Annotated in this window: 13 protein-coding genes; all 13 read right to left on the reverse strand. The window is 72.4% G+C overall.

Annotated features, from left to right (window positions below; all coding sequences use genetic code 11):
- Positions 1 to 55: 55 nt before the first annotated feature.
- A complete protein-coding gene (locus C6376_RS33980; protein ID WP_107446903.1) occupies positions 56 to 814 on the reverse strand; it encodes an SDR family NAD(P)-dependent oxidoreductase in 759 nt (252 codons plus the stop codon).
- Positions 815 to 817: 3 nt separating this feature from the next.
- The gene (locus C6376_RS33985) at positions 818 to 1,966 is read right to left on the reverse strand and encodes an acyl-CoA dehydrogenase family protein (RefSeq protein WP_107446904.1); all 1,149 of its coding nucleotides are present in this window, start codon (positions 1,964 to 1,966) and stop codon (positions 818 to 820) included.
- Between the two features lie 15 nt (positions 1,967 to 1,981).
- The gene (locus C6376_RS33990) at positions 1,982 to 3,118 is read right to left on the reverse strand and encodes an acetyl-CoA C-acyltransferase (RefSeq protein ID WP_107449350.1); all 1,137 of its coding nucleotides are present in this window, start codon (positions 3,116 to 3,118) and stop codon (positions 1,982 to 1,984) included.
- Positions 3,118 to 3,921, reverse strand: a complete 804-nt coding sequence (locus tag C6376_RS33995) for an enoyl-CoA hydratase/isomerase family protein (protein ID WP_254076175.1) — start codon at positions 3,919 to 3,921, stop codon at positions 3,118 to 3,120. The genes C6376_RS33990 and C6376_RS33995 overlap by 1 nt, the downstream gene beginning before the upstream one ends.
- Positions 3,918 to 5,096, reverse strand: coding sequence for a CaiB/BaiF CoA-transferase family protein (locus tag C6376_RS34000; protein WP_107446905.1), 1,179 nt, complete (start codon positions 5,094 to 5,096; stop codon positions 3,918 to 3,920). Before C6376_RS34000 ends, C6376_RS33995 begins: the two co-directional genes overlap by 4 nt.
- 3 nt (positions 5,097 to 5,099) lie before the next feature.
- Positions 5,100 to 6,674 carry a FadD3 family acyl-CoA ligase gene (locus tag C6376_RS34005; RefSeq protein ID WP_107446906.1) on the reverse strand — a complete coding sequence of 525 codons (1,575 nt, stop codon included), beginning with the start codon at positions 6,672 to 6,674 and terminating at the stop codon, positions 5,100 to 5,102.
- A gap of 14 nt (positions 6,675 to 6,688) precedes the next feature.
- Entirely contained in the window at positions 6,689 to 7,846 is a 1,158-nt protein-coding gene (locus C6376_RS34010) for an acyl-CoA dehydrogenase family protein (protein WP_107446907.1), read from the reverse strand.
- On the reverse strand, positions 7,843 to 8,823 hold the full coding sequence (locus C6376_RS34015) for an acyl-CoA dehydrogenase family protein (protein WP_107446908.1): 981 nt from the start codon (positions 8,821 to 8,823) through the stop codon (positions 7,843 to 7,845). The genes C6376_RS34010 and C6376_RS34015 overlap by 4 nt, the downstream gene beginning before the upstream one ends.
- A 2-nt stretch (positions 8,824 to 8,825) precedes the next feature.
- The gene (locus C6376_RS34020; RefSeq protein ID WP_107446909.1) at positions 8,826 to 9,635 is read right to left on the reverse strand and encodes an enoyl-CoA hydratase/isomerase family protein; all 810 of its coding nucleotides are present in this window, start codon (positions 9,633 to 9,635) and stop codon (positions 8,826 to 8,828) included.
- Positions 9,636 to 9,722: 87 nt separating this feature from the next.
- Entirely contained in the window at positions 9,723 to 10,490 is a 768-nt protein-coding gene (locus C6376_RS34025; protein WP_254076176.1) for a FadR/GntR family transcriptional regulator, read from the reverse strand.
- 62 nt (positions 10,491 to 10,552) lie between these two features.
- Positions 10,553 to 11,320 (reverse strand): SDR family NAD(P)-dependent oxidoreductase, encoded by a 768-nt coding sequence (locus C6376_RS34030; RefSeq protein WP_107446911.1) that lies wholly within the window; start codon positions 11,318 to 11,320, stop codon positions 10,553 to 10,555.
- A gap of 9 nt (positions 11,321 to 11,329) precedes the next feature.
- Positions 11,330 to 12,496 carry an acyl-CoA dehydrogenase family protein gene (locus C6376_RS34035; RefSeq protein WP_107446912.1) on the reverse strand — a complete coding sequence of 389 codons (1,167 nt, stop codon included), beginning with the start codon at positions 12,494 to 12,496 and terminating at the stop codon, positions 11,330 to 11,332.
- Between the two features lie 153 nt (positions 12,497 to 12,649).
- Positions 12,650 to 13,564 carry a TetR/AcrR family transcriptional regulator gene (locus C6376_RS34040; protein WP_107446913.1) on the reverse strand — a complete coding sequence of 305 codons (915 nt, stop codon included), beginning with the start codon at positions 13,562 to 13,564 and terminating at the stop codon, positions 12,650 to 12,652.
- Positions 13,565 to 13,723: the final 159 nt, after the last annotated feature.

A 13,723-nucleotide genomic window follows, 5' to 3' on the forward strand; every position in this document is an offset into this window, starting at 1 on the left:
TCACACGCGTGGACGACATCGCCCGGGTCCGGGTGGTCGTCGCCGGCTGACGGGGTCAGACGCTGTACCCGCCGTCCACCCCCAGCGCCTGGCCCGTGACGAACCCGGCCCGGTCCGAGGCGAGGAACGCGACCGCCTCCGCGATGTCCTGGGCCCGTCCGAACCGGCGCAGGGGGATGTTGCGGCGGGTGACGGCCAGGGCCGTCTCGTCGAGTTCGCCCGTGTCGATCAGCCGGCCCGCGATGCCGTCCGTGAGCATCCCCGGGGCGACACAGTTGACGCGTACGCCGTAGCGGCCCTCCTCGGCCGCCAGGGCGCGGGCCACCGCCTCCACGGCCCCCTTGGCGCCCGAGGAGAGCCCGTCGCGCACCGGGTAGCGGCGCGTGGCGACGGTGGTGACGGCGACGATGCTGCCGCCGCTGTCCCGCAGCAGCGGCAGCGCCGGGTGGACGAGGTTGAAGAACGCCACCGCGTCGGCCTCCAGCTGGGCGCGGTACCGGCTCGGCGTGACCCTGCTCAGGTGGGTCATGGGCACGTGCGGTCCGGCCGCGTAGACCAGCGTGTGCACGGCGCCGCATCCGCGCACGGCTCGCGCCGTCTCCGCCTCGTCGGTCAGATCCAGCGGCAGGGCGGTGACCCGGCGGCCGTGGGCCCTCACCTCCCGCACGAGGTCGTCCGCCGCCCCACGGCTGGTGCGATAGGTGAAGGTGACGTCGCTGCCGCGTTCGGCCAGCGTCCGGACGATCGCGGCGCCGATGCCGCCGGTACCGCCCGCGACGAAGGCCGCGCCCGGCCGAGCGGTGAAGTCGTTCATGTCTCACAACCCCAGGGACTTGGCGATGATGACCTTCATGACCTCGCTCGTCCCGGCGTAGATGCGGGTGATGCGGGCGTCCGCGTACAGCCGGGCGATCGGGTACTCCAGCATGTAGCCGTAACCGCCGAAGAGTTGAAGACAGCGGTCGACCGCTCGGGCCTGCATCTCGGTGCAGAACAGCTTGACCCTGGCGGCGTCCGCGCCGGAGAGCCGCCCGTCGACTAGTTCCCGTACGGCCCGGTCGAGCACGGCCTGCGCCGCCTCGATCTCCGCGTCGACGGCGGCGAGTTCGAACTTGGTGTTCTGGAAGGACGCGACCGGCGACCCGAAGACCGTGCGCTCTTTGACGTACGCGATCGTCGTGTCGAGCGCGGCGCGGGCCTGCGCGACCGAGCCGACCGCGACGGTCATCCGCTCCTGGGGGAGGTTGTGCCCCAGGTACGCAAAGGCCCTGCCCTCCTCGCCGAGCCGGTTGGCGACGGGCACCCGGACCTCGTCGAAGCCCAGCTCGACGGTGTCCTGCACCTTGATGCCCATTTTGTCCAGCACCCGGCCGCGCGTGAAGCCCGGCATCCCGTCCTCCACCACCAGCAGGGTGAGTCCCGCCCGACGGTCGCCGGGGTCGGCCGAGGTGCGCGCCACCACGATCACCAGGTCGGCGAGGAGCCCCCCGGTGATGAAGGTCTTGGCCCCGTTCACCACGTAGTGGTCGCCGTCGCGCACGGCGGTCGTCCGGATCCCCGCGAGGTCGGAGCCGGTGCCGGGCTCGGTCATCGCGATGGCGGTCAGCAGCGAGCCGGAGGCCAGCCCGGGGAACCAGCGCCGACGCTGCTCCTCGTCGGCGTAGGCGAGGAAGTACGGCAGGACGACGTCGAGTTGGGTACGGACCGTGCCGAGGGTGACCAGGGCGCGGGCCGCCTCCTCCTGGAGGACGACGTTGTAGCGGTAGTCGGGCCGCCCGCCCCCGCCGTACTCCTCGGGGACGGCCATGCCCAGCAGTCCGAGCGACCCGAGCCGCTCGAAGAACGACCGGGGCACCCGCCCGGCCCTCTCCCACTCGGCGTGGTGCGGCACCACCTCCTTGGCAACGACGTCCCGGACCAGTTCCCGGAACGCCTCGTGGTCGGCGGTGAAGACATCACGGCGCACGACGACTCCCCTTCGTCAGTCCACGAGTTCGACGAGCGTGGCGTTGGCGGTACCGCCGCCCTCGCACATGGTCTGAAGGCCGTAGCGGATGCCGTGGTCCCGCATGTGATGGATCATGCGGGTCATCAGGACGGCTCCCGAGGCGCCGAGCGGATGACCGAGCGCTATGGCCCCGCCGAGCGGGTTGACCAGCTCCGGGTCGGCACCCGTCTCGGCCAGCCAGGCGAGCGGCACCGACGCGAAGGCCTCGTTCACCTCGAAGACGCCGACCTGCGAGAGCGCCACGCCGGCCTTGCGCAGCACCTTCGCGGTGGCCGGGATCGGCCCGCTGAGCATCAGCACCGGATCCGAGCCGAGCACCGCGCCCGCCCGGAAGCGCACGATCGGCGCCAGTCCCAGCTCCCGTGCCCGCTCGGGGCTGGTGACCAGGAGCGCCGCGGCGCCGTCGGAGATCTGGGAGGCGTTGCCGGCGTGGATCACGCCGTCGTCCTCCAGGAAGGAGGGCTTGAGCCCGGCGAGCGTGTCCACCGTGGTGCCCCGGCGGATGCCTTCGTCGGCCCTCACTCCCGCCACCGGCACGATCTGCTCCTCGAAGGCGCCGCCGTCCTGCGCGCCGGCCGCCCGCTCGTGCGACAGCGCCGCGTAGGCGTCCAGCCGTGCCCGCGTGAGGCCCCACTTCTGGGCGATCCGCTCCGCCGAGACACCCTGGTTGAAGGAGAAGTCCTGGTAACGGCCGCGGACTTGAGGTCCGTACGGCATTCCGCTCGCCCTGGCCGAGCCCAGTGGCACCCGGCTCATCACCTCGACGCCGCCCGCCACGACCACGTCCTGCTGCCCCGACAGCACCGCCTGCACGGCGAACTCCACGGCCTGCTGGCTCGATCCGCAGGCCCGGTTGACCGTGGTCCCGGGGATGCTCTCGGGCCAGCCCGCCGCCAGCACCGCGTACCGGCCGATGTTGCTCGACTGGTCGCCGACCTGGGAGACACAGCCCCAGATCACGTCGTCGACGCTCTCCGGGTCCACCCCGGCCCGTTCGACGAGCGCGCTCAGCACCACGCCGGACAGATCGGCCGGATGGACACCCGCCAGCCCGCCGTTCCGTCTGCCCACGGCGGTACGGACCGCTGCCGCGATCACCGCTTCCCGTATCACGTGTCGTCGTCCTCCGATCGGCTCGGCACGGCCCAGCGGCCCGTGAAGAGTGGTTCGCGCCGCGCGGCGAAGGCGGCGTAGGCCTCCCGGACGTCCGCGCCCGCGAAGTTCACCGCCTGCGCCCGTGCCTCGTTCGCCAGCGCGTCGCGCAGGGTACGGTCGGCGCCCTCGTTGAGCAGCGCCTTGGTCTGGGCGAGGGCCACCGGTGGACCCGCCGCCAGCCGGGCGGTGACCTCCTCGGTGAACGCGTCCACCGTGTCGGCGTCCGCCACCCAGGTCACCAGGCCCAGAGCCTGCGCCTCGGCCGCGTCGATCGTCTCCGCGAGCAGCGCGAGCCGTTTGGCCTGCTGCAGGCCGACCAGTCTCGGCAGCAGCCAACTGCCGCCGCAGTCCGGGGACAGCCCCCGCCGCGCGAAGATCTGCGAGAACCGTGCCTCGGGCGTGGCGACCACCAGATCGCAGCCGAGCGCCAGGTTCCAGCCGGCCCCCACCGCCGGCCCGGTCACCTTCGCGACCGTGGGCACGGGCAGTTCGTGCAGCAGCAGCGTCACCTCGGTCAGGGGCCGCATCCGGTAGACGGGATGGGCACCGCTGACCTGTTCGGGGATGTCCGCGCCGGAGCAGAAGGCACCGCCCGCACCGGTCAGGACGAGGGCGCGCACCGACCGGTCGCCGCCCGCCGCCGCGAGGGCCTCCCGCAGTGCCTCCCACAGCTCGGCGTCGATGGCGTTCCGGCGGTGCGGCCGGTTCAGGGTCAGCGTCCGCACCCCGCCTGCGTCGCCGGTCAGCAGCACGCTCACCGGACCGCTCCCTGTGCCCGCAGGGTGGTGATCTCCCCTGGTGCGTAGCCCAGTTCGGCCAGCACGGCGTTCGTGTGCTCACCCAGCCCGGGGACCGCGCCCATCGGCGGCTCGTACCCGGCGACCACGGGCGGCGGCAGCAGTGCGGGCACCGGCCCCGAGGGCGTGCCGACCTGCCGCCAGCGGTCGCGGGCGGCCAGCTGCGGATGCGCGAGCACGTCGGTGACCGTGTTGTAGCGGGAGTTGCCGATCCCGGCCGCGTCGGCCCGCTCCTGGACGTGCCCCAGGTCGTGCCGCGCGCACCAGTCGCCGATCGCGGCGTCGAGGATCGCGCGGTGCTCCACACGGCCGGCGTTCGTGCGGAACCGCGCGTCGTCCGCCAGGTCCGGTCGGCCGATCAGCTCGGTGGCCAGCCGTCGCCATTCACGGTCGTTCGTGGTGCCGAGCACGACGGTCTGCCCGTCGGCCGTGCGATAGGCGCCGTAGGGGGACACCGCGGGTGAACTCATGCCGAGCGGCTGCTGCTCGACCCCCGAGTGCCGGGTGTACGTCAGCGGGTAGCCCATCAGCTCCGCCATGGTGTCGAACAGGCTCACCGCGACCTGCCCCGGCCGCCGCGCGTACAGCAGCGCCAGCACCGACAGCGCCGCGTACAGCCCGCTGCACACGTCCGCGACGGGCGGGCCGGGCTTGGCGGGAGCGCCCTCCAGGCCGGTCACCGAGCAGGCCCCGGACTCCGCCTGGACCAGCAGGTCGTAGGCGCGTTTGTGGGAGAGGGGCCCGCCGGCGCCGTACCCGTCGATCTCCACGGCGATCAGCTGCGGGTGGCGTACCTCCAGGTCGGCGGGGGAGAAGCCCAGCTTGGCCGTGGTGCCGGGGGTCAGGTTGGAGACCAGGACGTCGGCGCGCTCCAGCAGCCGGTGCAGGACCGTCTGCCCGGCGTCCGACTTCAGGTCCAGGGCCACCGACTCCTTGCCCCGGTTGGCCCACACGAAGTGCGCCGCGAGTCCGCCCACCACGTCGTCGTAGCGGCGGGCGAAGTCGCCGCCCGCCGGATTCTCCACCTTGATCACCCGGGCACCGAAGTCGCCGAGCGTCCGGGTGCACATCGGGGCCGACACGGCCTGTTCCAGCGCCACCACCGTGATCCCCGCCAGGGGGCCGCCGTCCGTCACGGTTCAGCTCCCCAGCCGTGCGCGCAGCTCGTCCTTGAGCACCTTCTGGCCGGCGTTGCGCGGCAGTTGGTCCACCAGGCGCACCCGGCGGGGGACCTTGAAGTTGGCCATGTGCTCCCGGGCCCAGGCGATCACGTCCTGCGGTGTGACGTCCGCGCCCGGCCGCGGCACGACGAAGGCGCAGCCGACCTCCCCGAGCCGCTCGTCCGGAACCCCGATCACCGCCGCCTGCGCTATCGGCTCGTAACCGAGGAGCAGCTTCTCGATCTCGGCCGGATAGGCGTTGAAGCCGCCGACGATGAACATCTCCTTCTTCCGGTCGACGATCGCCAGGTTGCCGTCCGGGTCCAGGCGGCCGATGTCGCCGGTGTGCAGCCAGCCGTCGCGGTCGATCGTCTGGGCGGTGGCCGTGGGGTCGTCCAAGTAGCCGCGCGTGACGTTGTAGCCGCGGACCAGGACCTCGCCCTCCTCGCCGGCCGGCACGTCCTTGCCGGTGTCGTCGGCGATACGGACCTCGACGTCGGGGATCGGACGTCCGGTGGTACGGGCCACCGTCTCCTCGGCGTCGCCGACCCGGGTCGAGGTGACGAGGGCCGTCGACTCGGTCAGGCCGTAGGCGCTCAGCACGATGTCGAAGGACAGGTCCTTCTTCATCGCCCGGATCAGCGACTCCGCAACCGTGGTGCCGCCCGTCATGGACACCCGCAGGGACGACAGGTCGTAGGAGGAGCGCCGCGGATGGTTCAGCAGGTCGTGGAAGACGGTCGGCGGGCCGAGGACGATGCTCACCCGTTCCGCCTGAACGACCTCCAGGGCGCGCCCCGCGTCGAACACGGCCATGGGGATCACGGTCACGCCGTGCATCAGGGAGGCGAGCCAGCCCGCCTTGTAGCCGAAGCAGTGGAAGAACGGCGGGATGACCAGGAAGGTGTCGGAGGCGTCGAAGGTGTACTCGGTGGACATCCAGCCGTACGCCCGCAGCGTCTGCCCGTGGGTGAGGATCACGCCCTTGGGGTGGCCGGTGGTGCCGGAGGTGAACATCACGTCGGAGACGTGATCCGGGGTGAGCCGGTCGACGGACTCGCGGGCGGCCGTCTCGGGGCACTCCTCGCCCCGCGCGAGGAACGGGCTGCCGTACAGGCCCTCCGCTCCGCCCGGCATCGGCACCGCGGTGCGCAGCGCGGGCAGTTCCGGGTCGGTGCGTCTCAGCTCGGCGATGTAGTCGGTGCCGAGGAACGACGCCGCGGCGAACAGCGCCCTGGCGCCCGACTTCCGCAGGATGTAGGAGATCTCGGTCGCCTTGAAGCGGGTGTTGAGCGGTACGACGACGCCTCCTGCGCCCTGGATGCCGAGAGCCGTGACGATCCACTCCGCCGAGTTCGGTGCGCACAGGCCGACGCGGTCACCCGGCCCGATGCCGAGCGCGATCGCCGAACGCACCGCGTGGATCATCCGGGCCTCCAGTTCCCGGAAGGTGAGGCGCAGTGCGCCGTCGACGAGGGCCGGGGCGTCACCGAACCGCCGGGCGGCGGCCCTCACCACGTTCGGAATGCTGAGGAATTCCAGGTCGTGTCGCATGACGGGGGCTCCGATCAGGCACGGCGGTCGGCCGGCAGGCGCAGCAGCCGCTTGGCGATGATGTTCCGCTGGATCTGGGACGTGCCGCCGTACACGGAAGCGGCCCGCGAGTAGAAGTAGTCGCTAAGGACCTCGCCGCCCGCCCCGTACAGTTCCTCGGGGAAGACCTTCAACGCCGTCTCGTACAGGCGCTGTTCGGCGCGGGTCATCAGCAGCTTGTCCACCGACGACTCCGGTCCCGCGGGCTGCCCGGCGAGCCGTTCGGCGGTGCGGCGCCGGGCGTGGGCGACCAGGACCCGGTAGTCGACCACGCAGCGGCCGATGTCCGACAGCAGTCCGTCCGGGAGTGTGCCGCGGCGCTCGTGCGCGGCGCGGCGCAGCCGTTCGACCAGCAGCCCGTACTTCGAGAGGTGACCGGTGTCCAGGGCGTTGCGCTCGTACGCCACCGTCGTCATCGCCAGTGGCCAGCCGTCCCCCTCGGCGCCGATCCGCTCGGTCTCCTCCAGGCGTACGTCGTCGAGGAACAGCTCGCAGAACTCGTCGTCGCCGTTGGCAGCGCGCAGGGGGCGCACGGTCACGCCGGGGCGGTCCAGAGGCAGGACGAAGGCCGAGAGACAGGCGTGGGAGGGCGCGGTGCGGTCGGTGCGGGCCAGCAGCAGGCAGAGGCCGGAATACTGGGCGTAACTCGTCCACAGTTTCTGGCCGTTGACCACGTAGTGGCCCTCGGGCCGGCGCTCGGCGCAGGTGCTCATGCCGGCCAGGTCCGAGCCGGCACCGGGCTCACTGAAGCCCTGGCACCACACGTCGTCGCCGGAGAGCATGCGCGGCAGCAGACGGCGGCGCTGCTCCTCGGAGCCGAACTCCAGCAGGGCGTGGGCGAGGTAGCCGATGCGGGGGACGCCGGGCGCGCCCCACGCTCCCAGTTCGTCGCTGACGGCCACCTGGTGCAGTGCGGTCAGGCCCCGGCCGCCGTACTCCTCCGGGACGTCGAGACCCACCCAGCCGCCGGAGTGCAGCCGGCGGTGCCAGCGGTGCAGGAAGACGGGAAGCGGTTCGTCCGGCGGCCGCTCGGGCAGCGGATGGCGGGTCAGCCAGGCGCGGAAGTCCCGGCGCAGACGGTGCAGGTCCGCCGGGTCGCCGAAGTCCAGGGGCAGGTCGGTCGTGCCGGTCATGGTGTCGCCTCCGGTGCGGCCAGCGCGGGCAGCAGATCGGCCGTGGTCGCCAGCAGCGTGGTTCCGGCCAGGACCCGGCGCAGGTACAGGTGGGCCACGTGCTCCCAGGTCTGGGCGATCCCGCCGAAGACCTGCATCCCGGCGTACACCGCCTCGACGGCCGAGACGTCCACCTCAGCCTTGGCCACCCGGGCCGCGGTCAGAGCCGGTCCGGACGCTTCGTGGTCCAGGCACCAGGCGGCGTGGCGAGTGGCGCTGGTGCCGGCCTCCACCAGGACGGTTGCGTCGGCGAGCAGGTGCTGCACGGCCTGGAAGGAGCCGATCGGCTGTCCGTACTGGTGGCGTTCGCGGGCGTAGTCCGTGCTCTGCTCGGCGAACGAGCGGGCCGCGCCCACGAGTTCGCTCGCCACGACGACCAGGGCGTACGCCTGCCAGCGCTGGTGTGCCCCGGCGGTGAGCCGGCCGACGGGCCGCCCTTGGGCTGAGGCGTGCCGCACGCTCCGCAGCAGGTCCGCGGTCGGTGCCGGCGCCCCCATCTCGTGTTCGGTGACGCGTCCTGCGGCGTCGACGGACAGGGCGGTGTCGGCTCCTTCGCAGTCCCAGGCGACGAGCCCCGTCGCTTCGGGGCCGGGGAAGCGCAGGTCATGGGCGAGTACGACGGTGGGGCGGGAGCCGTGGACGGTGTCGGGGAGCTCGCCCCCGTCGAGAAGACGCCGCAGCTCGGGGGCGAGCAGCGCGGTGCCGAGCAGGGACGTGGTCAGCGGTTGCCGGCCGTGCTCCTCGGCGAGCAGGGCGCATTCCTGCACGGTGGCGGCCGGCGGGGAGGTGCGGCGCAGGTCCGTCAGGCCGAGTTCGTCCAGTGCCCGCTGCGCGGCCGCGCGGGCCGGCGGCCCGGCGCCGTCGGCGCCGTCCGCGCGGAAGCGGGACGCGAACGCCCGCAGCATGTCCCGGACCAGCGTGAACTCCTCGCGTTCCACGCTCAGTCCTCCTCGGCGGTGAGGGCGGTGGCGGCGCGGCGGTTCGCGCGGGAGGCGAGGTCGCCCACGATGCGGATGTGGTCGGGGCTGGTCATGGTGGAGCGCTCGGCCAGCAGCGCCGCTTCCATGCCGCCGCGCGAGACCTGTTCGACCACCGCCGCGAGGGCCGCCTTCGTGGCCCGCAGCGCCTCCGGGGGCTGGGCCGCGAGCCGGTGGGCCAGGGCCAGGGCCGCACCCATCAGGTCGGCCCCCGGAACGGTCCGGTTGGCCAGGCCGAGTTCGACGGCGGTGGCGGCCGGGATGCGGTCCCCGGTGAACAGGTACTCCTTCACGCGCAACAGGCTGGTCAGCAGCGGCCACAGGGTCACCCCGCCGTCGCCCGCCACCAGGCCCACCGAGACGTGGGGGTCGGCGAGGTAGGCGTCCTCGGCCATGAGGACGAGGTCGCACCCCAGTGCGAGGGAGCAGCCGAGGCCCACGGCAGGGCCGTTGACGGCGGCGACGACCGGCAGCGGAAAGCGGATCATGTCCGTCTGGATGGTGCGGTCGAGCCGGATGGACCGCTCCCGCAGCCCCGGGTCGTCGTGGTGGCGGAGCAGATGGTCGAAGTCGCCGCCCGCGCTGAACGCCCGTCCTGCCCCGGTGAGGACGACAGCCCGCGCTCCGGGGTCCTCGGCGAGCTCCCGCCACACCTGGGACAGCCGGAGGTGGAGCTCCGCGGAGACACCGTTGAGGCGGTCGGGGCGGTTCAGCGTGACGATGCGGACGTCTCCGTCGTCGGCCACGGTCAGGACGGGGCTCACATCGGTCATGCCGCCGATGTTATTAAAGGTCAGACCGAATGTGTCAATGGTGTTGCGTGAAATAGAGAATCATATTCTCAACCGGTGCCGGGCGGATCAGGCCTCGGGCTCGGTCAGTTCCACCCGATCCCGGCGGTCCACCTCCGCGGCGGCCCGTGCGAACCCGCACACATGGCGGCTCATCCGCCGCCGGGCGGCCGCCGCGTCACCCGCCCTGATGGCCTCGGTGATCTTCGCGTGCGCCCGGGCGGTGACCTCGCGGATCCGGGCGTCCATGAACCGTTCCAGGTTCGTGGCGGCGTAGATCGACTCCGAGAGAGCGCTGAGGAACCCGATGAGCAGCTCGTTGCCGCCGGCCCTCGCCACCCCGTTGTGCCAGCGGACGTTGGCCCGCAGGAAGCGCCGGATGTCCTCACCGGCCCCGACCAGCTCGGCGTGGGCGGCGTCCAGGTCGGCCAGGTCCTGCTCGGAGCGCCGGCCGGCCGCGAGAGCCGCGCACGCCGGTTCGATCGCCTCGCGGGTCTCGTGCAGCGCCTCCAGCCGGATCTGCTGGCCCCGGATCACCAACCGGACCGTGTTCGCCAGGGACTCCCGGCCCGGCCGGCGCACGAAGGCCCCGCCCCCGCGTCCCGGCCGGATCTCCACCAGCCGCTCGACCTCCAGGATGCGCAGCGCCTCCCGGACGGTCGCCCGGCTCAGCCCCGTCTGCTCCACCAGCTGCCGCTCGGGAGGCAGTGCCGTGCCCTCCGTCAGCTGCCCGGTCAGGATGCGCTCACGCACCTCGGCGGCCAGGACGTCCGAGGCCTTGGGGACGGTGAGCGTGTCGAAGCGCGGGGTGCGGGAGGTGGAATGGGCGCTGGGCACGGGTTCAGGCCTCTCGTCGGGCGTCCGTTTCGGCTGAACCATTCAACACCGCGTGCCGTCCGTCAGATGACCAGCCCGCCGTCCACCGGCAGCACCTGTCCGGTGACGAAGGACGCCGCGTCGGAGGCGAGGAAGACGAACGCGCCCGCGACCTCGGCCGGCTCCGCCCACCGGCCCAGCGGGATCCGGGCGAGCATCCGGTCCGCGAACTTCGGGTCGGTGCGGATGGTCTCGGTCATCGAGGTCGCCGCCAGCGGTGCCAGCGCGTTGACCAGGATGTTCTTCCTGGCCAGCTCGCGGGCCAGCGACTTGGTGAACCCGATGACGGCGGCCTTGGCCGCCGAGTAGTTCACCTGGCCCAGGGTGCCGGTCAGGCCGGCCGACGACGTGACGTTGATGATCCGCCCGGTGCCGTCCGTCGGGAGGAAGGGCAACGCGGCCTGGGCGCACTGGAACGCTCCCAGCACATGGACCTCGATCAGTCGCCGTACCGACTCCTTCTCCAGCTTCTCGAACATCGCGGGAGCGGTGACCCCGGCGTTGTTGACGAGGATGTGCAGCGTCCCGCCGGTGAGCGCGGCGGCCCGGGACACCGCGGCGTCGGCCGCTTCCCGGTCCACGACGTCCAGGGCCGCTCCCTCGGCGCGCAGGCCCCGCGCGGTCAGCCTCGCGGCCACGTCCGCGGCCGCGGCCCCGTCGACATCGGTGACGAGCACCGCGGCCCCGGCCCGTGCCAGCGCCTCGGCCACGGCCGAGCCGATGCCGCCGCCGGCGCCGGTCACCAGCGCCGAACGTCCCGTCAGGGCGAACAGTCCCGTTCCTTCGGCCATCACGGCTCCTCAGTAGCTCCTCGGAAGCCCCAGCGTGTGGGACCCCAGATAGTTCAGGACCATCTCCTGGCTGACCGGCGCGATCCGCATCAGGCGGGCCTCCCGGAAGAGGCGGGCCACCGGATACTCCTCGGAGTAGCCCATGCCGCCGTGCGTCTGCAGGGCCCGGTCGGCGGCGGTGAACCCGGCGTCCGCGCACAGGTACTTGGCGGTGTTGGCCTCCCGCCCGCACGGCCGGCCCTGGTCGTACAGCCAGGTCGCCTTGCGCAGTACGAGCTCCGCCGCGTCGAGGCGGGTGAGCGCGTCGGCGAGCGGGAACTGGACGCCCTGATTCATGCCGATGGGCCGGCCGAACACCTCCCGCTCGCGGCCGTAACGCACGGCCCGCTCCAGGGCGACCCGGCCGATGCCGAGCGCCTCGGCGGCGATCAGCATCCGCTCCGGGTTGAGACCGTCGAGCAGATGGCGGAAGCCCTGGCCCTCCTCGCCGACCCGGTCCTCGACGGGCACTCTGAGTTCGTCGATGAACAGCTCGTTGGAGGAGACGGCGTTGCGGCCCATCTTCGGGATCGGGCGGATGTCCACCCGGTCGCGGTCCAGGTCGGTCAGGAACAGGGTCATGCCGTCCGTCGGCCTGTCGACCTCGTCGCGCCGGGCCGTGCGGGTCAGCAGCAGGATCTTCTCCGACTCCAGGGCCTTGGAGATCCACACCTTGCGTCCACTGACGACGTAGTGGTCGCCGTCCCGGCGGGCGTACGTCGTGATGCTCGTCGTGTCCAGGCCGGCGCCCGGCTCCGTCACTCCGAAGCACACGTGCAGATCACCGCGCGCGATCCGGGGCAGGGTGCGCCGCTTCAGCTCCTCGGAGCCGTGCACCACCACCGGATGCATGCCGAAGATCGACATGTGGATCGCGCTGGCGGCGTTCATGCCACCGCCGGAGCGCGCGACCTCCTCCAGCAGCAGCGTGGCCTCCGTGATGCCGAGTCCGTGGCCACCGTACTCCTCGGGGATCGTGATGCCGAGCCAGCCGCCGTCCGCGACCACGGCGTAGAACTCCTCCGGGAACGCGTGGTCCCGGTCCTTCTCCATCCAGTACCGGTCGTCGAAGTCACGCAGGAGACCGGCCACGGCCTTGCGAATCGTCTCCTGATCCTCGGTCAGCTCGAAGTCCACAGTGGGGAACCCCTCTGCCGGGCGGCGGATGGAAAGTGCGAAACATATCAAAGGTCAGACCAAAGTGGTCGGTCAAGAGCCCGGAGGGATGTTTCCGACGTGAGCGGGCCCCCGCGGGTGCGCCGCGGGGGCCCGAGCCTGAGGGCGGTCGGATCAGGTCCGGGGCCGGGAAGTCGTCTTACCGGTGACGGATCTGGCCGGGGTGGTGGACTTCCTCGCGGCGGTGCCCGATGCCGTCTTCTTGGCGCTGGTGCCCGAGGCTGTCTTCTTGGCGGCGGTGCCCGAGGCTGCCCTCGTCGCCGTGGTGTCCGAGGTCGCCTTCTTCGCGGCAGTCGTCTTCTTCGCCGCGCCCGTCTTCCTCGCGGCCGGCCCGGTCGTCGGCTCCTGGGTGCCGGCCGCCGCTCCGCCCGTGATCCCGCCGAGGCAGAACGCCCACACCTCCTCGACGGTGATCGGAGACGGGTGGGCTCCGACCGGGGCGGCGGGGGCCTGGGCCGTGAACATGGCCGTCTGCATGATCAGGGAGGCGGTGCGCCGGGCCTTCGGGGAGGTGGCCTGCCCCGCCTGGACGGCCTCCTCCACCAGCTCGGTGAAGAGGCCGAGCAGGGGGAGGTGCGCGGTGGCCACCTGGTCCGGGTGGGACACCAGCAGCTGGACGGCGAAGTCGGTGAAGAGCGGCGACTGCCGGCCCGGGCGGGGCTTGGAGGCGTCGTAGAGCAACTCGACCGCGGTCTTCAGTCGCGCCAGCGGGCCCTGTCCCGTGGCGGTCTTCTCGCGGATGTCGGCGGCCGACCTCGCCAGCGCGTCCTCGAACAGTGCGAGCAGCAGTTCGTGCTTGCCGTCGAAGTGCTGGTAGAAGCTGCGCAGCGACTGGCGGGAGCGCTCCACGACCTCCTGCACGGTGAAGTCGGTGGTGCCCTTGTCGGCGATGAGTTCCTGGGCGGCGTCCAGGAAGCGCTGCACGCGCTGCTCGGCGCGCAGCTTCGCCGCCCGGGTGGAGCGCTCGACGGCGCGCTGCCGCCAGGCGGGCTCGGGGGACTCGGCGGATTCGGCGGGGACGACACTCATGGGAAGAACGGTACTCCACGCATGCGGAAAGAGGAGGCCGGAGCCCTACCGAATTGCGCTCTGCGCAGTGCAAGAGCCTTACTCGCGCAGGGCGAGAATGGTATTCTCACCCTCGGTCCGGGCCCGTGCCCGGGGGGCAGCCGGTGGTACGGCGGAGGA

It is taken from the genome of Streptomyces sp. P3, from assembly GCF_003032475.1.
Taxonomy (GTDB): domain Bacteria; phylum Actinomycetota; class Actinomycetes; order Streptomycetales; family Streptomycetaceae; genus Streptomyces.